The sequence below is a fragment of the Selenomonas sp. genome (assembly GCF_057272215.1).
The window spans coordinates 1-20,275 of sequence record NZ_DBHIUY010000007.1; the positions used below are offsets into that span (position 1 = coordinate 1).

Here is a 20,275-nt window from a genome sequence, read left to right on the forward strand (position 1 = left end):
TGCGCGACAAGCTGCCGCTTGAGACGATTGCACGCATATCGAAGTTCTCCACGGAACGCGTGCAGGAGCTTGGCAGAATGCACAGCTTGCTTTGATGTAGCACTATCTGGGCGATTTCATTTTAGCAGCGCTTCCTTGTGTTTTTTGAAACCACAAAGCCCGCGAAAGAATGATGAATTCCTTCGCGGGCTTTCGTGTTTCAGCACGAGCTGTTTCCGAGCCTTGGATGTACGGCGGGGCGCAGGCTACGAATTCTTATGAGGCGCAGCGCTTCTTTGACATCCACATCGTCGCGCATATCGTTGACTTCGTAAATGCAAACAGGTTCTTTGACGCCGATTTCGCTCGCGGGCATATAGACGTATTCTGCGGTGTTTGTGTCGCCGAAGATGACGCCGTTCTTGAGCTCGGATTCGATGAGTGATGCCATGACTGCCTCCGATTCATATTTGTCAAAACATATTTTTGCGCCATAGAATGTACGACGATGCGCCGGCGATGACGGCGGCGAGGACAGCGATGGAGAGAAATGCCGTAGAGTCGTCTGCCAAGGGGACGGGGACGTTCATGCCGAAGAAGCTCGATATGACTGTGGGAATCGCAAGGATGATCGTCATGGCGGCGAGGAACTTCATCACGAGGTTCTGATTGTTCGAGATGATAGAGGTGAAGGTGTCCGCCATGCGCGCGAGAATTTTGCTGTAAAGTTCGACCATCTCTCTCGCCTGTTTGTTTTCTATGATGACATCCTCAAGGAGATCCTCATCTTCCTCGTAGATCTTGATGATGGGCGTCAGAGCTTGATTGGAGCGTAGCCGCAAGAGCTTATCGAGAACGGCGCCGTTCGAGCGCAGGGCTGCGCTGAAGTATGTCAAGCCTTTCTGCAATTCGAGGAGGCGCAGGATGTCGCTGTTTTCCATCGAACGGCGCAGGTTCAGTTCGATCTCGTCTGAGTGCTTGCTGATTTGCCGGAGGTAGCGCAGGTAGAAGGTCGCCGACTTGTAGAGAATCTGGAAGAGGAAGCGCGTTTTTTTGAAGGTGCGGAAGAGTTTTGCCGTATTTTCGTTAAACTCCGAGAGCACGGGCGTATCCTCTAAGCAAACGGTGATGAAATAGTCATCCGTCAGAATGATGGCGAGCGGCAGCGTGTCGTAACTGTCTTGCCCGCGCATGACGGGAACATTCGTTAGAACCATGACGGAGTTGTCTTCGACATCCGTATGAGAACGCTCCTCGTCGTCGAGGGCGGAGCGCAGAAAATCCGGCTCGACCTCCGTGAGGTTGCTGACGACTTTGAGTTCATAGGGCGTAGGATCGATGATGTTGATCCATGCGCCTTTTTCAAGCGTCTTGAGCGTCAAGGGCTGCAAGGGACCGCTCTCAAGGGACTTGAAAATCTTGAGCATAAGGGAATCTCCTTTCGCGGAAACTTCCCGATCTCAAATGTGCGCTGTGGTGCGGAAAGGGATGCTTCCGGGCGTTTTCTTTTTACTTGTGGTGCAACTAGGGTGATCGCCGTCCATTTCCTCACCAGCTTTCCTTAATCTATACGAATAATAATGATTCCTTCCCAATATTACCACGAAACCTCAAGAAGTCAAGTCCGAAGGGCGCAGACTGATTGGTTAGGCTTCTGCAAGATGTGAGGATATATGTACAGCATGACACTGTGATGATGCTATCGCTGGGAGCAGTATTAAAAGCAAACCGTGCCCGCGCAGATTATGAGGAAACAATTATCCTTGAATCCCGAGAGAAAAAGCGTTAGAATATGAAGATGGATTTGATATTTTCTTGTGTCTTTCGGCAAAGCTTCTGCCGGACAGTTGCATCATACAGAACGCTACATCATAGATTCCAGGCGGTGAGTTCATGAATTCTATATTTGATGTGGGAATGGACATCGGCTCGACGACGATCAAGCTCGTTGTTCTCGATCATGAAAAGAACATCGTGTATAAAAACTACGCACGCCATTTTTCGGAGATTGGCGCTTCTCTCTGTGAGAATCTGGCAAGCCTCAAAAAAATTGTCGGCGGCGAGAAGTTTTCTTTCGCGCTGACTGGCTCGGCGGGCATGGGTGTCGCACAGCATATCGGGCTGCCTTTTGTGCAGGAGGTCATCGCGTGCGCTTCCGCTGTGAGGTCGCTGATTCCGGAGACGGATACGGTCGTCGAGCTTGGCGGCGAGGACGCCAAGGTGACGTACTTCGGCGATGCACCCGAGCAGCGCATGAACGGCGTTTGCGCGGGCGGTACGGGTTCTTTCATCGATCACATGGCGTCGCTCCTTTCGACGGATGCGGCAGGGCTTAACGCGCTTGCAGCGAAGGGGAAGCAGATCTATACGATCGCTTCTCGCTGCGGCGTCTTTGCCAAGACGGACATCCAAGCGCTGATGAACGATGGCGTGGAAAAGGCGGATATTGCCCTTTCCGTTTTTCAGGCTGTCGTCAATCAGACGATCAGCAATCTCGCGCAGGGTCGTCCGATTGCGGGCAAGGTGGCATTCCTTGGCGGTCCATTGCACTTTTTAGCGGTTCTGCGGCAACGTTTTATCGAAACCTTGCAGCTTGCGCCCGAAAACGTCATCGAAGCGCCCGATGGCAATTATTTTGTCGCGCTCGGTGCAGCGCTCTCGAATGAAACGGAAATCGTCGATATGACGCGTCTGGAAACGAGCATCGAAAAAGCGCGTGATGTCGCGTCGAAGGAGACGCGACAGGCGGATTTCACGCTCTTTTCCAGTGCAGCGGACTATGCGGCGTTCAAGGAGCGCCACGACCGCGCGAGGGTAAAGCGCGGCGATCTCACCGCGTATGAAGGGCCGATCTACATCGGCATCGACGCCGGGTCGACAACGACGAAGCTCGCGGCGATCGGTACGGGACGCGAGCTTCTCTACACGTCGTACGGCAGCAATCAGGGATCGCCGCTTCATACGGTCATTCGCGAGCTGAAGGGGCTTTACACCGCGATGAACGAAAGGACGTACATCGCGGGCGCACTGACGACAGGTTACGGCGAGGCGATTGTCAAGGCGGCGATCCATGCGGATGCGGGCGAGGTCGAGACGTTCGCCCATCTGCGTGCGGCGCAGGAGTTTTGCCCCGAGGTCACGTTCGTTATGGACATCGGTGGACAGGATATGAAGTGCTTTTTTGTCAAGGATGGCAGCATCGGCAACATCACGCTCAACGAGGCCTGTTCGGCGGGCTGCGGCTCCTTCATCGAGAACTTTGCGCAAGGCCTCAATATGACGGCGGGGGAGTTTGCCGCTATGGCGATGGAGTCGAAGGCGCCCGTCGATCTTGGCACGCGCTGCACGGTTTTTATGAATTCCAAGGTCAAGCAGGCGCAGAAGGACGGCGCGGCGGTCAGCGATATATCGGCGGGCATCGCTTTTTCCGTCATCAAGAATGCGCTCTTTAAGGTCATGCAGCTCAAGGATGTCAAGGAACTTGGCGAGCACATAGTCGTGCAGGGCGGCACGTTCTACAACGACGCCGTCCTGCGCTCGATGGAAAAGCTCATCGAGCGTGAGGTCGTACGCCCCGATATCTCGGGTCTCATGGGCGCGTATGGCGCGGCAATTCTCGCACAGGAAGAGGGGCTTGCGCGTTCTTCGATTCTCTCTGCTGATGCTCTGGATGATTTTTCTGTAGAGACGCGTTCGTATCGCTGCAAGCACTGTGGCAATCAGTGTCTTATTACGATGCAGAAGTTCAGTGATGGCGGCAAATACTTCACGGGCAACCGCTGTGAGCGCGGCGTCGGCAAAGCGAAGCGCGAGGATCGGGAAGCGGCGAACATCTACGATTATAAGTATAAGCGACTTTTTACCTACTATGTACCGCTGACAGGAGCCACTGCGCCGCGCGGTGCGATCGGTCTGCCGCGCGGACTGAACATGTATGAGGACTATCCTTTCTGGTTCACATTCTTCACGCAGCTCGGCTACGAGGTCGTGCTGTCGGATAAGTCGTCGGCGGCGCTCTACTACAAGGGCATGGCGACGGTGCCGTCGGATTCACTCTGTTATCCGGCGAAGCTCGTGCATGGGCATATCATGGATCTCGTGGAAAAGGGCGTCCGAAAGATTTTTTATCCGTGCATCCCCTTCAATGTCATCGACGAGCAGCATCCGGGCGACAATCACTACAACTGCCCGGTCGTTGCGTCCTATGCGGAGAATATCCGTGCCAATATGGACGTGCTGCGTGAAAAAAACATCGAGTTTCTGCAGCCCTTTTTGCCGCTTGACAACAAGAAGCGCATGGTCGAGCGCCTTTTTGAAGAACTTGGCGCATCCGAAGGAATTTCCAAGGGCGAAATCAAGGAAGCGGCGCTCGCCGCCTACGCGGAACTTGAGAACTACAAGCAGGACGTGCGTGATTACGGTGTGAGCATCCTGCGCGAGATTGAGCGAACGAAGCAGCCTGCGATACTGCTCGTCGGCAGACCGTACCACATCGACCCCGAGATTCATCACGGCATATCCGACATGATCGCTTCCTACGGTCTTGCCATCCTGTCGGAGGACGCCGTCTATCATCTGCCTGTCAAGGGTGCGGGACTCAACATCGTCAACCAGTGGAGCTATCATGCACGTCTTTACCACGCGGCGCATTTCGTCGCCGAGCATGAAAATCTGACGCTCATTCAGCTCAGTTCCTTCGGTTGCGGGCTTGATGCTGTGACGACAGGGCAGGTCAAGTCGATTCTCGAAAGCCATCATCATATCTACACGATGATCAAGCTCGACGAGGTCAGTAACCTCGGCGCGGCTCGCATACGTCTGCGCTCTTTGATCGCGGCTCTCGCGCGATGCAGAAAGACGCCGTTTCAGCCGAAGCCGTCCGAGGAGCGTCCGCGCTTCACGGAGGAGTGCCGCCGCACGCATACGATTCTTGCGCCGCAGCTCGCGCCGATTCATTTCAGCTTCGTGCGCCCCGTGCTCGAAAAGCATGGCTATAAGGTCGTCGTGCCGGCTTTGCCGGACAAGGCGGCGATCGACCTCGGGCTGCGCTATGTGAACAACGACATGTGCTATCCCGCCATCGTCGTCATCGGTCAGCTCCTCGCTGCGCTGCAATCGGGCGAGTACGACCCCGATCACACGTCGATCCTGCTGTTTCAGACGTGCGGACCGTGCCGCGCGACGAACTATATGGCGCTGATGCGCCAGGCTCTGAAGTATGCAGGCTATCCGCAGGTGCCTGTATTCGCGTGCTGGGGACTTGAAACGGATGCGTTCTCGCTCGACCGAAGCTGCTTCGTTGACGCAATCAAGGCTTTCCTTTACGGCGACCTGCTGCAAAAACTGAGAAATGCGGCCTTGCCGTATGAGAGGGAGCAGGGCGCGGTGCAGCGACTGTATGAAAAATGGCATGAAAAATGCCTTACCGAGCTTATGGATGGAAGCTATTTCAAGTATGCGGACACGGTCAGGCGCATGGTGCAGGATTTTGATGCGCTGCCGCTCATCGAGGGGCTTTGGAAGCCGAAAGTTGGTATCGTCGGCGAGATTCTCGTCAAGTATCATCCTGTAGCAAACAATCACATCGAGGAAGTTTTGATCGAGGAGGGCGCCGAGGTCGTCATGCCGGATTTTGCGGATTTTTTCCTTTACATGGCGTACGATTCCATCGTCGAGCGCGAGCTTTTCGCAGGTAAGCTCAAGGACAAGCTGTTTGCGCAGATGTTCATCAACCTCGTCGAGTTCTTTCGCCGTCCCATGCGCAAGGCTTTGAAGAAGAGCCGCCGCTTTACGCCGCCGTACAAGATCAGCGAGACGGCGCGTCTGGCGAAGAAGCATGTCTCGCTTGGCAATATGGCAGGCGAAGGCTGGTTCCTCACGGGAGAGATGGTCAAGCTCATTCATGAGGGTGTGCCGAATGTCGTCTGCCTGCAGCCTTTCGGCTGTTTGCCGAATCACATCACGGGCAAAGGCGTCATCCACAGTCTTAGAAGCGACTACAAAGGGGCGAATATCGTGGCGATTGACTGCGACTCGGGATCGTCGGAAGTCAATCAGCTCAACCGCATCAAGCTGATGCTGGCGGTCGCCAAAGAGCATAGCCCGTATCGGCAGTCCGTCTCGGCGGACGACGCCGAACGGCGTTGAGAGCTTGGAGGATCGACATGATCTTGCAAAAAAAGTATAAGGCGACACTCGCGCTTTGCGTAAGCATCATCGGCACGCTCGCTGTCCTTCCTATGGTCGGCAGAGGCTTCTTCTGGGATCTCCTGGAGGCGGCGTTCCTTGCCTCAACGGTTGGCGGACTTGCCGATTGGTTCGCGGTCACGGCGATTTTTCGAAAGCCCTTGGGCATCTCTTATCGTACGGACATCCTGCGCAGGAACCGCGCACGCATCATGCAGGCGCTCGTTGACTACGCCGCAAATGATCTTCTAAGCGCGGCGAACATCATGAATGTTGCGCGGAACATCAACATGGCGCAGATGTTTTGCGCCTATCTTGTGGATCGCGGTGGACGCGGGCGCATCAAGGACGTCGCTTTCACCGTGCTTTCACGCGCGGCTGAGACAATGGATACGGTGTATATCGCTGAGCGCGTCTGGCCAGCCATCCGCGAGAGCCTGAAGAGTTTTCCCTTGGAGAAGTTTTTGTTGCGGCTCTTCGATATGCTTGCCGAAGAACAGAACCGTGCGCGTATCCTGCATGTGGCGCTTCGCGCCCTGCGCCGCACGCTGCATGATGCGAACATGCAGGAAATCCTCATGGAAAATATTCGCGAAGTGCGCGAAAGCTATGAACGACAGGCGTCGCTTCGGATGACAGTCATTCAGGCGATGGACTTGAGCGATGCGCGTCTGAAGGAGATCGCCGTCCGCCATATCGACGCTTATCTCGCCGCAATGCTCAAGGGCGAAGGTGAAGCGTATGAACGGCTTGCGGCGGTTTTTCGAGAAATTCTGCATTCTTTAGGCAAGAATGATTCTTTGAAGCAGGCGATTGCCGCCTGGAAAAAAGATTCCTTCGAGCGACTGGATCTCTCGGCGCAGTTCGCCCTTTGGCTTGAGCGCAATGTCAAAGGGGATGCGCCCTTTTGGCGGGAGCCGCTTTTTCTGTTGCTGGATGCCAAGATGGATGAATTCATTGAGAAAAAGAGCCTGCAGCGCCGTGTTGACGCCATGTTCAAGAATCTTCTCGAAAGTGAGCTGCACGATCATCATGCCGTCATCACACAAATGGTCAAGGAAAGACTGGAGAGTTTTTCTGATGATGAACTCGTCGCCTTTGTAGAGAGCCGTGTTGACGACGATCTGCAGATGATTCGCATCAACGGATCCGTCGTCGGGGCGATGGCAGGTATGTTGCTGTTTCTCATCGCATACCTTGTAGAAAGGGCGGTGGGCTGATGTTTTGGCGTTCGTGGAACAAGGCAGATAAGACGCTGCTCTTGGCTGCCGTCATTTTCTTCCTGGCGCTCGCGTTGGTCATCGCATATCCGAAGAGCCTCCTCGCGCGCGGCTTTCTTGCCTGCGCTGACGCAGCGCTCGTCGGCGGCATCGCCGACTGGTTCGCGGTGACGGCGCTCTTCAAAAAACCGTTGGGATTCCCGTGGCACACGGCGCTTTTGCCGCGCCGACGCGAATCCTTTATTGAGGCGTCGGTCACGCTCGTGCAGAAAGAGTTCTTCTCGCGCCGCAAGATTTTCCAAGCCTTGCAGCATATCAATCTTGTCACGCGCCTGATCGAATTTTTGCGCGAGACGGCTGTGCAGGAGAAACTCGTGCTGCAATTCCTGCACTATGTACGCAGCTTTGCCATGCACATCGACCGCGAGCAGCAAGCGAAAGCTTTTTCTGATGAGATGCGCGGCGAGTTGTCACGGACGCGCCCGGCGGAGATTTTTTCGCTGATCGGGCGCTGGATGCGTGATGATGAGCGCGATCATGTGCTCGTCAGCCGCGCGGCTCAGTTTCTCGCTGATAAGATCGCTGCTCCGGCATTTTCCGAAAAAGTCGAGGACTTGCTCTTCAACTATGCAAAGGAAAATACAAAAGGTGCATGGGGAAAGTTTTTGCTTGGCATCGGACAGATGACGGATGTTTTGAACTTCTCGGATCTTGCGGAGCTTGTGCGCCGCCAAGCGCTTTCTGTTTTGATGGAATTGGCAAAGCGGGATTCGCCGCTGCAGCAGGAATTTCTTTCTATCTGCTATGCGAAAGCGGAAGAATTGTGTACAGATGAGGATTTTTGCGCGTTCTCACTGGAGCTTCGCGACACCTTGCTTGCGGGATTGCCTTTGGAAGAGGCGATTGAGCGAAGTTTGGCGTTTGTGCAGAAGCACTTCTTCGCGGCGCGGCAGAGACGCAGTTTCGATGCAGTGCTGCCCATGCTGCGAGAGAACTTTTCCGCCGTACTTGTCGAAGAGCTTCGGCGTACGCTCGTGCTTTTCAGTGAAGATGAGAAGATGCAGCGAGCGATCAATCGTTTCCTCTACGACCTCGCGGCACGTTCGGCGCTCGCGGCACAGGAGCTTGTCGGCATCATTGTGCGCGACGTACTCGCGCGGCTGACCGATGAGCAGCTCAATCATCTTGTTTATGATAAGGTCGAGCCGGATCTCCTGTGGATTCGTATGAACGGCTCCATTGTCGGCGCAGGAATTGGTCTTATCATCTTCGTAATTCTTCAGATCGTGCATTGAGTATTTATATGAGGTGATTTCGTGAAAAAAGAGATAACGACGGCAGCTTTGGCTGCGATTTTAGCAGGCTCGGCTGCTTGGGGCTTTGCTTCTCTTGCTGAAGCTTCGGCGGTGGACGATGCGCTTTTACGCGCATGGGGGACGTTTACGCCTGAAGATTCTGTCGAGCCGCAGAAATCAAACGTACAGCAGCATGAAGATCAGCGGCGAGAGCAGGAGATGCCGGACAAGGAAGCGTCTGAGCAAAAGCAAGAGTCCGTGCGCGAGGAGCGTCGCGAGCAAAAGCCCGCAGCGAATGCCTCTGTTTCTAGGAATAGCGTGAAAGCGGAACAGCTGCCATCGGTGCAATCCGATCAGGCGACGCATGACGGAGCCGCAGGGCAGGGAGAAGCTGCTGATTTATCGCCGGATTTCGCAGCGATTCAGCGCGGTATCGCAAGCTACCGAAAACACGATCTCGATGCTGCTTATCGTGATTTCAATCGGGCAATTGAAATCAATGGTGAGAATCCGATGGCTTTCGTCAATCGCGGCATTGTACTGCGTGAGATGAAGCGTTATGAAGATTCGCAGAAGGATTTTCGTATGGCGCAGTCCCTCGATCCGAAAAATGCACTGATCGAATTCGAGATGGGGCTGACCTCGATCGCACAAAACGACGGCAGTGCGGCGCTTGCGCATTTGAATCAAGCCGTTGCGCTGCAGCCAAATGATCCGGGGACGCAGCTTTATCGCGCATCATTGCTCTATCGCCTGGGGCGTTTCGACGAGGCGATCGCCGACTATACGCGAGTGCTCGAAAAGGCTGACGATACACTCAAGCCGCGAGCTTACATTGAGCGCGGTTTGGCGAGGGAGCAGAAGCAGGATTTCGTTTCAGCTGCGGCAGATTATACGGCGGCGTTGATGATCGAGAAGGACAATATCCCTGCATTGAGCCGCCGCGGCGCTTGCTTGGAACGCATGGGCAAGCATGAAGAGGCAATCCTCGATTTCTCTCATCTCTTGGAAGTCGTACCCGCTGCGAACGCCTCGCTCGTTTACTTCAATCGTGCGGGCAGCTATCGTGCCTTGAAACAGATGGATGAAGCCGTCGCCGACTATACACATGCTTTGGAACATGCGACGGACGTATTGCCCGTCTATATTGAGCGTGCGATCTGCTATCGTCTGATGGAGCGCAACGAAGAGGCTTTGCTCGACATCGAAAGAGCGCTGGCGATTGAGCCGAAGAATCCGGACATCTTGAACCTGCGTGCAATTGAAAAGATCAAACTCAGCGATATCGAAGGCGCACTCGTCGATCTCGATGCGGCAATTGCACTCAATCCACAGAATGCAGCATTCTTGGGCAACCGCGCGGGCGTCTTGGAGAATATGGGCGAAAAGGCGAAGGCGATCGACGACTATACGGCCGCGCTTCGCATCGAGCCGAATAACGCATCCTTTTACTATCGGCGCGGCTATCTCTACCGCTTATCGGGCAAACTGGCAGAATCCGAGAGTGACTACAAAGCCGCGACGGCGATTCAACCGAATCTGCCCGCCTATCCGTGACATAAAAACACCTGTGGTTTCATAGAAAAAGGCTGCCGATTGGCAGCCTTTTTCAAAAGTTTTTATTGCGGTTACGCCGCGCGAGCAGACGTATGACCTTTGCACCCGTGTTGTGGATGCGTCGAAGCGGCGCGACTCGTGATTTGATCTTTGGTTTCATATCCTTGACCGTACCGAAATCGCCGCGCTTGAGGAATGTCGTGCGGATCTTCTCGGGTTTGAAGAACTTCCTCAGCCCCTTGAAGAGCGTTTCAGGCTCGGCATCAGCATCACAGAGGAAGATGTCTCCTGCCGCATAGCGAAGCTCTGTGTAGGTATGCAGCGCAAGGTGACCTTCCCGAAGCGCGAGGAGGATGACGAAATGCCCCTTTTCGATGATCTGCGTGTCGATTTGCAGAACATGAAAGCCTGTTTCTTCCGCGAGCCGCCGAAGAGCAGCAACGGTCATTTCCATATTGAGCAGTTTGTTTTCTTTGCAGTTGTATAGGTCAGCAGTCAGGTGCCGCGCAAGAATCTTCAAGAGGGAATCGCTCCTTTACCATAAAGTATCACCAATGTACTCATTTTTATTATAGGGGATTTATTTGACAATGTAAAGCGAAAGGCGTATAATAATTCACATTTGTAGTTATGAGGAAATTTTAACGGAGGGAACACGATGGCAGGAGGATTGTTGGATCGCGAGGGAAAGGCATATACGGGCATACGTCCCTTGCTCATTCAAGGCGCGATGAAAGTGGAAACAAGTCACATGGTCGAGCAGCTCGATGCGCTTGAAGAGTATCGGCTCGGCGAGTGGTACTTCGCCGCGGGCAGCTATCATGGCGTGCCGCTTGCTGTTTCGCGTACGCAGTGGGGCTTGGCGAATGCGGCGGCGACGACAGCGCTTGCTATGGAGTTTTTCCGTCCCGTCGCCATCATCAATCAAGGTACAGCAGGCGCACACGATCCCGCCTTAAAAAACTTCGATATTGTCGTCGGCAGGGAGACGGTCAATATATCGGCGTGGAAGTCACATTTTCGTGCAAGCGGCATGGGTGTCGATGAGACGGCGCTCGACAAGCTCGGCGTCTTTGCTTACGATAAGGATGAGCATCGCTTCACGCAGGAGGTCTACCACAAAGCGGATGAAGGTCTCTTCCAAGCGGCGATTGCGCGGAAAGATTTCTATACGAAAGGGCGTGTGACGGAGGGTGTCGTCGGCACGGCGGACAGCTGGAACTGCCAAGTCGACCGCGTGCTCTTTCTGCATGATTTCTACGGCACTGCCGTCGAAGAGATGGAGGGTGATGCCGTTGCGCAGATTTGTCAGACGTATGACGTGCCGTTCCTCACGATCCGCGTCGTTTCCAACACGGTTTTTGCAGGCGACGTTGATTGGGATCTCGCCGTCGGCGCAGCATTGCAGGAATATGTTCTTGCTGTTGCCGAAGAGTATATGAAGAAGCATTGAAGGTTGTTCAGCCGTCACGCGGCGCCAGCGTGATGTACAATGTGGTTGCGTGGTGAAAAAGCAGGGGGAAGCATTGCGCGTTTCCCCTGCTTTTTTGTTTGCAAAAACCATGATTCGCCTGTATAAGCTCTCATAATCCGTCGTGTTGAAAAATTGCTTGTTATTTGTTTGAATGCTTGTGGTTACTGGGTTTGTGGGTAGCTGCTATAAACCGCTATAATTATGCTATTGATAGGGAGCGGCTTATCTTTTATAATGGAAAGAACGGATCATTTAGCAAATACAGATAAATTCAGCGAGGTTGCCATGACGAAGATTCCCTTTGCACATCTGCACGTTCATACATGCTACAGTCTTCTTGACGGTGCGAGCCGCATTCCCGATCTTATCGCGCGCACGAAGGAACTCGGCATGGACTCCGTTGCGATCACGGATCACGGCGCGATGTACGGCGTTATTGATTTTTATAAAGAGGCGAGGAAGCAGGGAATTCATCCGATTATTGGCTGCGAAGCGTATCTTGCGCCGGAGTCGCGCTTTGACCGTACCGAGGTGCGCGGCACTCGCTATTATCATTTGATTCTCCTTGCAGAGAACAACGAAGGATACAAAAGTCTTGTGAAGCTCATTTCGCTTGCCAATACGGAGGGAATGTATTATAAACCGCGCGTCGATAAGGAGATCCTGCGAAAGTACAGCAAAGGGCTGATTTGTCTTAGCGCCTGTGTTGCGGGCGAGATCCCGCAGGCGATTCTTCGCGGTGAAAAGGAGCGTGCGGAAAAACTCGTTGAGGAGTATATTGACATCTTCGGTAGGGAGAATTTTTTTCTTGAGATTCAAAATCATGGTCTTGCTGATGAAAAAACGGCGTTTGCCGGTGTCATTGATCTGGCGGAAAAGTTTGATATCGGACTTGTGGCGACGAACGATATCCATTATGTGCGCAAGAAAGACACGGAGGCGCACGACGTCCTGCTTGCGATTCAGACGAGCAAGGGTGTCAACGATCCGACGCGTATGCGTTACGCCGAAGGGGAGTTCTATATGCGCTCGCCCGAAGAGATGCAGGAGCTTTTCCAAGACCATCCCGAAGCGCTCGCCAATACGCAGAAGATTGCCGAGCGCTGCAAGGTCGATTTCGAGTTCGGGCGCCTGCATTTGCCAAACTTCCCCTTGCCCGAGGGCATGACGGACGATGCCTATCTCAAGCAGCTTTGCGAGGAGAATTTGCCGCGTTGCTACGAGGAAATCACGCCTGCTGTACGCGAGAGACTCGAATATGAACTTTCGATCATTCATCGCATGGGCTATGACAGCTATTTCCTCATCGTCTGGGATTTCATCAAGTATGCGCGCAGCGAAGGGATCGCCGTTGGCCCCGGGCGCGGCTCGGCGGCGGGCAGCATCGTCGCCTATCTTCTGGGCATTACGAACCTCGATCCTTTGAAGTATGAACTGCTTTTCGAGCGCTTTTTGAACCCGGAGCGCGTGACGATGCCCGATATCGACATCGACTTTTGCTACATTCGCCGCGAGGAGGTCATCGACTATGTGAAGCGCCGTTACGGCAGCGATCATGTGGCGCAGATCATCACTTTCGGCACGATGGCGGCGAAGGGCGCGATCCGTGATGTTGGGCGCGCGCTTGAAATGACGTATGCGAGCGTTGATCGCGTGGCAAAGGCTGTGCCGTCGGAGCTTGGCATCACGCTGGACCGTGCGCTTGCCGATTCGCAGGATTTTCGCAGCATCTATGAGGAGAGCGACGAGACGAAGCGGCTCATCGACTTCGCGCGCGATCTCGAAGGATTGCCGCGTCACTCATCAACACACGCGGCGGGGGTCGTGATCGCACGCAATCCCCTGACCGACTATGTGCCTGTGCAGGTGTCGGACGGTACGCTCGTGACGGAGTACGACAAGGATCATGTGGAAGAGCTCGGGCTCCTCAAGATGGATTTCCTCGGTCTGCGCACGCTCACGGTCATCGCCGACGCCTTGAAGAACATCAAGAAGAGCCGCGGCATCACGATCGACATTGACAAGATACCGCTCGAAGATGAAAAGACGGCAAAGATGCTTTGCCGAGGCGATACGGGTGCGGTCTTTCAGATGGAATCAGCAGGCATGACGAATCTCGTCAAGGATTTGCAGCCGAGAAACTTCCAAGACCTCATTCCGACGGTCGCACTTTACCGTCCGGGGCCACTGGGCAGCGGTATGGTGACGGACTTCATCGCGGGAAGGCACGGTAAGAAGAAGGTAACTTATCTGCATCCTCTGCTCGAACCGATTCTCAAGGAGACGTTCGGCGTCGTGCTTTATCAGGAGCAGGTCATGCAGGTGGTGCAGGTGCTCGCGAACTTCACGCTCGGGCAGGCGGACATCCTGCGCCGTGCTATGGGGAAGAAGAAGCACGATGTTCTGATGTCGCAGCGCGAGACGTATATGAAAGGCGCCAAGGAGAACGGTATCGAGCCTGCGTTGGCGGAAAAGATCTTCGATCTTTTGACGCATTTCGCCGACTATGGCTTCAACAAGTCGCACAGCGCGGCGTACGCGCTCGTGGCGTGGCAGACGGCGTACTTGAAGGCGCACTATCCGCAGGAGTTCATGGCGGCGATGCTCACGAGCATCATGGATACGAACGACAAGGTCGGCGTCTACATCGAGCTTTGCCGCCGTATGGGCATCAAGATCCTGCCGCCCGACGTCAATGCGAGTGAGGCAACGTTCAGCGTTGACGGCGATGCTGTCCGCTTCGGTCTTGCTGCCGTGCGAAACGTCGGCGAGGCGGCGATCAAGAGTCTCGCGGCTGTGCGTGAAGAGGGCGGCGCGTTCACCTCTCTCCTCGACTTCTGTACGCGCGTTGACATGCGCACGACAAACAAGCGCGTGCTCGAAAGCCTTATCAAATGCGGCGCTTTCGATTCGCTCGGCGCGCGTCGCTCGCAACTTCTCGCTGTCTTGGAGCGCGTCGTCGATGTGGCAGCACAAAAGCACGCGGATGCAGCGAGCGGGCAGATCGGTCTTTTCGCTGAGGCGGCGATGCAGGAGGCTGACGATGTCGCGTTGCCAGACATCGCCGAGGCGGATGCTGTGCAAAGGCTCGCGTGGGAGAAGGAGAACACAGGCTTCTTCATCACGGGTCATCCGCTCGATCGCCACGAGAAGAAGATCAAGAATCTTGTTTCCATCGCGGATATTCTGGACGGCAAGAAGAAGGAGCGTCAGCTCGTGCGCATCGGCGGTCTCGTCTCTTCAGCGAAGCGCATCGCGACGAAGAAGGGCGACACGATGTGTTTCATAGAGCTGGAAGATTACACACACTCGATTGAGGTCGTCGTTTTCCCCGGGGTTTTTTATCCGCATGTAAATCTTCTTGTGCCCGATGCGGCACTCGTCGTGCAGGGGCGCGTGAATTTCACGGATGACGGCGTCAAGGTGCTCGCCGATACAATCACTTCGCTCGACGACTATCGGCAGGATTACTACATCACGCTTGCTGAAGCGCATGATACGACGGCGACGCTTGAGACGCTATACGGCATCTTAGGCGCACATCCGGGCGAGCATGTCGTCTTTTTGAACCGAAAAGGCCGCTGGCAGAAATTGGAGCCGAAGTATTGGCTCGACGCATCTCCCGTCGTCGTGCAGGAGATAGAAGCGTTGCTGGGCAAGGGATCGGTGCTGCAAAGATAGCGCCGAAGGAGGAAGAATTTCATGTGGACTTCGATCTTTGTAGCTGCAACGAAGGGGCAGGCGGAAAAGATCTGCGAAAGGCTTGAGGCCGAAGGCATATTGACGGACAGAAAGTCGATCGACGCTTCGCGCAAGGCGAATTTCGAGATACGTGTTCTCGCCTCAGAAGTAGAAGAGGCGCGTGACATTGTCTGCAATATGGCGAACCTCTGAAGATGTGCACGGGTTGACCTGTTTTGCTTCGTGGAAAGAATAAGGGGGACGTATGGAAGAGCGATTGCAAAAAATTATCAGCCGCGCAGGCATAGCTTCGCGCCGTAAAGCAGAGGAGATGATCGCCGCAGGACGCGTGACAGTCGATGGCACAGTCGTGCGTGAGCCTGGCACGAAAGCAGACGCAGCGTCCGTGCGCATCGCTGTGGATGGCAAACTCCTGCCGAGAGAGGAGCAACGCGTCTATTTTCTGCTGAACAAGCCCAAGGGCTATGTTTCAACGGCTGCTGATGAGCGAGGCAGGCGCACGGTGCTTGATCTCATACCCGTGAAGAAAACGCGTATCTATCCGGTGGGCAGACTCGATCAAAACACGGAAGGGCTGCTTCTCTTGACGAATGACGGCACTTTGACGCAGGCACTCCTGCATCCGCGCTTTCTCGTGCACAAGACATATCGCGCGAAGGTGGCGGGCGATCTCACGCCCGAAGCCCTCAAAAAATTGCGCGGCGGCGTCGAACTCGCCGATGGCAGGACGGCGCCGGCGGAAGTACGTGTTTACGGCACGACGGACAAGGGGCTCAACGAGGTTGAGGTGACGCTGCACGAGGGCAGGAATCGGCAGGTGCGTCGCATGTTCGAGGCGGTTGGCTGCGATGTGCGCTCCTTGAAGCGCACGCGCTTCGCGCAGCTTACCCTTGACGGCGTCAAGCGCGGCGCATATCGCTCGCTGACGAAGGCGGAGGTCAGAGAGCTTTACCGCATTGTGGGGAAAATATGAGATCGCGGCGCATCATTGTCGTCGGCGCGGGACCGGCAGGCTTCATGGCAGCGGCGAAAGCGGCGGAATACGGCGCTTCGGTGCTTCTTTTGGAGAAGATGAAGCAGCCCGGGCGCAAGATGCTGATTACAGGCAAGGGGCGCTGCAATATCACGAATGCTGCACCCATCGCTGAGATCGTCACGAATATCCCGGGCAACGGCTCATTTCTCTACAGTGCGCTGCATGCTTTTGACAACGAAGATGTGCGGGGCTTTTTCAGAGAACTTGGCATAGAGACGAAGGTGGAGCGCGGCGGGCGCGTTTTTCCCGTCAGTGATCGCGCCGCTGATGCGGTTGAAGCGCTCATCGCTTACCTCCATGAACTTGGTGTGAAGATTGAAACGGAGGCGCGTGTCGCCAAGATCCTCACAGAAGGCGGTCGTGCTGTAGGCGTCGTGCTTGCAAGCGGTGCGAAATTGCCTGCCGATGCCGTCGTTCTCGCGGTCGGCGGCGCTTCGTATCCGGGCACGGGATCTACGGGAGACGGCTACGAGATGGCGCGGCGGCTGGGGCATACGGTCGGCGCGATCCTGCCGTCGCTCGTGCCGCTCGTCACGGAGGACGACTGGGTCAAGGATGCGCAGGGGCTGTCCTTACGCAATGTGCGCGTGACGCTTCTTGCCGACGACAAGAAAATCGGCGAAGATTTCGGTGAGATGATGTTTACGCATTTCGGGGTGACAGGCCCGATCGTACTCTCTCTGAGCCGCGCGGCGGCGCGGGCGCTTGCAGCAGGAAAGTTCGTCGAGCTTGCGCTTGACTTGAAACCGGCGCTTTCACCCGAAATTCTTGCTGCGCGTGTGCAGCGCGACTTTGAAAAGTACCGCAACAAGGCGCTCAAGAACGCCATGCGTGATCTTCTGCCGGGCAAGCTCATCGAGCCTGTGCTCGATGCCGCGTATCTGCCGCCGGAAAAGCCCGTGCATGATCTGCGGCGCGAGGAGCGCCTACGGCTTTCTGAGACAATCAAACATCTCGGTCTTACGGTGGAAAAGACGCGTCCTCTTGCCGAAGCCATCGTGACGGCAGGTGGCGTTTCAACGAAAGAAATTCATCCCAAGACGATGGAGTCGAAGCTCGTGCCGGGGCTGTATTTCGCCGGTGAGGTCGTCGATGTGGACGGCTTTACGGGCGGCTACAATTTGCAGGCGGCATTTTCTATGGGCGCGGCGGCTGGGCGTTGGAGCGCTGCCGCACGCACGGAAAGTGAAATGTGATTTTGAAGGGAAGATGATGATGGCTGAGGGAAAAGAGATTCGTCCGGTGAAGCGAGGTCTGACGGGGACAATTCGCATACCGGGTGATAAGTCGATTTCGCACCGCAGCGTAATGTTTTCTGCCATAGCAAAGGGTAAAGTGCGCGTTATGAATTTCCTCGAAGCGGCGGACTGTCTGTCTACGGCAGCATGTATGCGCACTCTCGGCGCGGGTGTTGATCGACAGGCGGACGGCGCACTTCTCGTAACGGGCGTCGGACTACATGGACTCAAGGAGCCGCAGGGCGTTCTCGATGCGGGAAACTCGGGCACGACGCTGCGGCTCCTTTTGGGGATCTCGGCGGCGCAGCCATTTTTCTCGGCGTTTGCAGGCGACGCCTCACTCTCCAGACGTCCCGTGGCGCGCGTCATTGAGCCGCTTTCGCGCATGGGCGCCGCGATCAAGGGCCGCGCGGGGAATCGCTTCCTGCCGCTTGCTGTACTGCCGCGCGAGGGGCGGCTTCGAGCGATGGATTATGAAAGTCCCGTCGCAAGTGCGCAGGTGAAATCGGCGATTTTGCTTGCGGGACTTTATGCGGATTCTGGGACGACACTCAAAGAGCCTGCACTTTCGCGCGATCATACAGAGCGTATGCTCGGCGCTTTCGGTGCGACGCTTCGGCGCGAGGGTACCACGGTGGCGATTGAGCCTGCCGATGAACTTTTTTCACCGGAAGAAATCATCGTGCCCGGCGACATCAGCTCCGCCGCCTATTGGCTCGTCGCGGCATCGCTGATCGAAGGCAGCGACCTCGTCTTAGAAGATGTCGGCGTCAATCCGACGCGCACAGGCATTCTTGAGGTGCTCTCGGATATGGGCGCGGACATCACGCTGTCGAACGAGCGCGAGAGCGGCGGTGAAGCGCTCGCCGACATTCGCGTGCGTGCAGCTTCGCTTCACGGCGTTTCCTTTGGCGGTGCGATCATCCCGCGTCTCATTGATGAGATCCCGATTCTTGCCGTCGCAGCGCTCTTTGCCGAGGGGGATACCGTGATCTCGGGCGCGGCGGAGCTTCGCGTCAAGGAAACGGATCGTCTGAAGGCGGTGACGACGGAGCTTAATCGTCTCGCACCCGGGGCGGTAGAGGCGACGGAGGACGGTATGATCATCCGTGGCGACCGCGCACTTTCGCCTGCTGTCTGCCGTACATACGACGATCACCGCATGGCGATGTCACTTGCCGTAGCAGGCGCTGCAGGCGAGGGCGTGACACTTGATGCGCCCGCTTGCATCAACATATCCTATCCGTCCTTTTTTGAAACCTTGGACAATCTCGTGCAATAGGGGGAAAGAAGATGGCAAAGAAACTCGTAGTGGCAATCGACGGTCCGGCAGGCGCAGGCAAGAGCACGGCAGCCCGTCTCGCGGCGAAGGAGCTTGGCTACACTTACATCGACACGGGGGCGATGTACCGTGCCGTTGCATGGAAAGCGCTCAAGAAAGGCGAACCGCTGACGGACGAAAAGATCCTCTCTGCTGTTGCCGACATTGCGGTCGTCCTGCGGTACGATGGCGCAGCGACCAGAGTGTTTGTTGACGGTGAAGAGGTCACGGGCGAGATCCGTACGCCTGCGGTCAGCGCCGTCGTCTCGCAGGCAGCGCGTCTTGGTCCCGTGCGTGAGAAGATGGTTGAGCAGCAAAGGCGCATGGCAGACGCGGGCGGCGTGCTCATGGATGGCAGGGACATTGCCACGCATGTTTTGCCGAACGCCGACGTCAAAATTTTTCTCACGGCTTCCTTGCAGGAGCGTGCGAAACGCCGTTGGAAAGAACTGAAAGAAAAAGGTTACGATATTACGCTTGCGGAGCTTGAAGCGGACATTGCGCGGCGCGACAAGGCAGACAGCGAGCGCGAGATTTCGCCGCTCATGCAGGCGGCGGACGCAGAACTGCTTGATACGACGGGCATGGACATAGCCGCCGTCGTCCGTGCCATCGTAGAAAGGTGCGAAAAATGATCTATGGTATGCTTCGCATTATTTTCGCCTTGCTTTTTTCCGTCGTTTTTCGCGCTAAAATCGAAGGAAGAGAAAATATGCCGAAAGAGGGACCTGTGATCTTGGCGGCGAATCACATGAGCAACTGGGATCCGCCGCTCTTGGCGACCTTTCTTTCACGTCCCGTCAGCTACATGGCGAAGCAGGAGCTTTTTTTCAATGCTGTTGCGGACTACATTCTGCGATGCTGCCATTCGTTTCCCGTGAAGCGCGGTGCGGCGGATCGGGGAGCGATCAAAGCGGCTCTTGCGGAATTGAAAAAGGGCAACTGCCTCGGCGTTTTTCCGCAGGGAACGCGCAGTCGTCACGGCGAAAGGAAAAAGGCGGAGCCGGGTGTCGCGCTGCTTGCCGCCTTGGCGAAGGCGCCCGTCGTACCCGCCGCCATCATCGGCACCGACCATGTTTTTGCAAACGGTGGATTTTTGCCCAAACTGCGTGTCATCTACGGTAAACCGCTGATTTTTCAAGGCGAAAAGCAGGACAAACAAGCATTGCAGGATTTTTCACAAAAAATAATGGATGAAATTTACGTTATGATAAAAAATAATAGCATAAGTGATTGATTTTATGCTATAATATAACGTAGATTGCAG

15 protein-coding genes and 1 pseudogene are annotated in these 20,275 nt (G+C 55.4%); 13 read left to right on the forward strand and 3 right to left on the reverse strand.

What is annotated here, in order from left to right; translation table 11 throughout:
* Positions 1–95: pseudogene (locus tag ACO5Z0_RS07425) on the forward strand (transposase); the annotation flags it as partial.
* 104 nt (positions 96–199) lie between these two features.
* On the opposite strand, the gene ACO5Z0_RS07430 reads toward ACO5Z0_RS07425, so the two are convergent.
* On the reverse strand, positions 200–430 hold the full coding sequence (locus ACO5Z0_RS07430) for a hypothetical protein (RefSeq protein ID WP_442675989.1): 231 nt from the start codon (positions 428–430) through the stop codon (positions 200–202).
* 22 nt (positions 431–452) lie between these two features.
* Positions 453–1,406, reverse strand: a complete 954-nt coding sequence (locus tag ACO5Z0_RS07435) for a magnesium transporter CorA family protein (protein WP_442672433.1) — start codon at positions 1,404–1,406, stop codon at positions 453–455.
* 466 nt (positions 1,407–1,872) lie between these two features.
* Here ACO5Z0_RS07435 and ACO5Z0_RS07440 point away from each other — a divergent pair, with 466 nt between their 5' ends.
* From ACO5Z0_RS07440 to ACO5Z0_RS07455, 4 genes are read left to right on the forward strand one after another with little or no spacing between them, the layout of a single operon-like run.
* Positions 1,873–6,126 (forward strand): acyl-CoA dehydratase activase-related protein, encoded by a 4,254-nt coding sequence (locus ACO5Z0_RS07440; RefSeq protein WP_485649766.1) that lies wholly within the window; start codon positions 1,873–1,875, stop codon positions 6,124–6,126.
* Between the two features lie 17 nt (positions 6,127–6,143).
* A complete protein-coding gene (locus ACO5Z0_RS07445; protein ID WP_485649767.1) occupies positions 6,144–7,385 on the forward strand; it encodes a DUF445 family protein in 1,242 nt (413 codons plus the stop codon).
* Positions 7,385–8,680 carry a DUF445 family protein gene (locus ACO5Z0_RS07450; RefSeq protein ID WP_485649768.1) on the forward strand — a complete coding sequence of 432 codons (1,296 nt, stop codon included), beginning with the start codon at positions 7,385–7,387 and terminating at the stop codon, positions 8,678–8,680. The genes ACO5Z0_RS07445 and ACO5Z0_RS07450 overlap by 1 nt, the downstream gene beginning before the upstream one ends.
* Before the next feature lie 21 nt (positions 8,681–8,701).
* Positions 8,702–10,237, forward strand: a complete 1,536-nt coding sequence (locus ACO5Z0_RS07455) for a tetratricopeptide repeat protein (protein ID WP_485649769.1) — start codon at positions 8,702–8,704, stop codon at positions 10,235–10,237.
* A 52-nt stretch (positions 10,238–10,289) separates the two neighbouring features.
* Here ACO5Z0_RS07455 and ACO5Z0_RS07460 read toward each other — a convergent pair whose 3' ends face one another.
* Entirely contained in the window at positions 10,290–10,757 is a 468-nt protein-coding gene (locus tag ACO5Z0_RS07460) for an S-adenosylmethionine decarboxylase family protein (protein WP_442672438.1), read from the reverse strand.
* A gap of 138 nt (positions 10,758–10,895) precedes the next feature.
* Between ACO5Z0_RS07460 and ACO5Z0_RS07465 the strand changes: the two genes are divergently transcribed.
* The 8 genes from ACO5Z0_RS07465 (at position 10,896) to ACO5Z0_RS07500 (ending at position 20,245) form a co-directional block, all read left to right on the forward strand.
* Positions 10,896–11,690 (forward strand): 5'-methylthioadenosine/S-adenosylhomocysteine nucleosidase, encoded by a 795-nt coding sequence (locus ACO5Z0_RS07465; RefSeq protein ID WP_485649770.1) that lies wholly within the window; start codon positions 10,896–10,898, stop codon positions 11,688–11,690.
* A 306-nt stretch (positions 11,691–11,996) separates the two neighbouring features.
* Complete coding sequence (locus tag ACO5Z0_RS07470) at positions 11,997–15,392, forward strand: DNA polymerase III subunit alpha (RefSeq protein ID WP_485649771.1); 3,396 nt, start codon at positions 11,997–11,999, stop codon at positions 15,390–15,392.
* A 21-nt stretch (positions 15,393–15,413) separates the two neighbouring features.
* Positions 15,414–15,605 carry a hypothetical protein gene (locus ACO5Z0_RS07475; RefSeq protein ID WP_442672441.1) on the forward strand — a complete coding sequence of 64 codons (192 nt, stop codon included), beginning with the start codon at positions 15,414–15,416 and terminating at the stop codon, positions 15,603–15,605.
* A gap of 52 nt (positions 15,606–15,657) precedes the next feature.
* Positions 15,658–16,386, forward strand: coding sequence for a pseudouridine synthase (locus ACO5Z0_RS07480; RefSeq protein ID WP_485649772.1), 729 nt, complete (start codon positions 15,658–15,660; stop codon positions 16,384–16,386).
* The gene (locus ACO5Z0_RS07485) at positions 16,383–17,645 is read left to right on the forward strand and encodes a BaiN/RdsA family NAD(P)/FAD-dependent oxidoreductase (RefSeq protein WP_485649773.1); all 1,263 of its coding nucleotides are present in this window, start codon (positions 16,383–16,385) and stop codon (positions 17,643–17,645) included. Before ACO5Z0_RS07480 ends, ACO5Z0_RS07485 begins: the two co-directional genes overlap by 4 nt.
* Positions 17,646–17,664: 19 nt before the next feature.
* Positions 17,665–18,969: a 3-phosphoshikimate 1-carboxyvinyltransferase gene (gene aroA, locus ACO5Z0_RS07490; RefSeq protein WP_485649774.1), complete on the forward strand. Its 1,305-nt coding sequence runs from the start codon at positions 17,665–17,667 to the stop codon at positions 18,967–18,969.
* 11 nt (positions 18,970–18,980) lie between these two features.
* Positions 18,981–19,643 (forward strand): (d)CMP kinase, encoded by a 663-nt coding sequence (cmk, locus tag ACO5Z0_RS07495; protein WP_485649775.1) that lies wholly within the window; start codon positions 18,981–18,983, stop codon positions 19,641–19,643.
* Positions 19,640–20,245 (forward strand): lysophospholipid acyltransferase family protein, encoded by a 606-nt coding sequence (locus ACO5Z0_RS07500; protein WP_442675979.1) that lies wholly within the window; start codon positions 19,640–19,642, stop codon positions 20,243–20,245. Before cmk ends, ACO5Z0_RS07500 begins: the two co-directional genes overlap by 4 nt.
* Positions 20,246–20,275 lie beyond the last annotated feature (30 nt).

Coding starts and splice junctions, on each gene's coding strand:
- ACO5Z0_RS07430 (WP_442675989.1), bottom strand. CDS start 430: ATGGCATCACTCATCGAATCCGAGCTCAAGAACGGCGTCATCTTCGGC.
- ACO5Z0_RS07435 (WP_442672433.1), bottom strand. CDS start 1,406: ATGCTCAAGATTTTCAAGTCCCTTGAGAGCGGTCCCTTGCAGCCCTTG.
- ACO5Z0_RS07440 (WP_485649766.1), top strand. CDS start 1,873: ATGAATTCTATATTTGATGTGGGAATGGACATCGGCTCGACGACGATC.
- ACO5Z0_RS07445 (WP_485649767.1), top strand. CDS start 6,144: ATGATCTTGCAAAAAAAGTATAAGGCGACACTCGCGCTTTGCGTAAGC.
- ACO5Z0_RS07450 (WP_485649768.1), top strand. CDS start 7,385: ATGTTTTGGCGTTCGTGGAACAAGGCAGATAAGACGCTGCTCTTGGCT.
- ACO5Z0_RS07465 (WP_485649770.1), top strand. CDS start 10,896: ATGGCAGGAGGATTGTTGGATCGCGAGGGAAAGGCATATACGGGCATA.
- ACO5Z0_RS07470 (WP_485649771.1), top strand. CDS start 11,997: ATGACGAAGATTCCCTTTGCACATCTGCACGTTCATACATGCTACAGT.
- ACO5Z0_RS07475 (WP_442672441.1), top strand. CDS start 15,414: ATGTGGACTTCGATCTTTGTAGCTGCAACGAAGGGGCAGGCGGAAAAG.
- ACO5Z0_RS07480 (WP_485649772.1), top strand. CDS start 15,658: ATGGAAGAGCGATTGCAAAAAATTATCAGCCGCGCAGGCATAGCTTCG.
- ACO5Z0_RS07485 (WP_485649773.1), top strand. CDS start 16,383: ATGAGATCGCGGCGCATCATTGTCGTCGGCGCGGGACCGGCAGGCTTC.
- aroA (WP_485649774.1), top strand. CDS start 17,665: ATGGCTGAGGGAAAAGAGATTCGTCCGGTGAAGCGAGGTCTGACGGGG.
- cmk (WP_485649775.1), top strand. CDS start 18,981: ATGGCAAAGAAACTCGTAGTGGCAATCGACGGTCCGGCAGGCGCAGGC.
- ACO5Z0_RS07500 (WP_442675979.1), top strand. CDS start 19,640: ATGATCTATGGTATGCTTCGCATTATTTTCGCCTTGCTTTTTTCCGTC.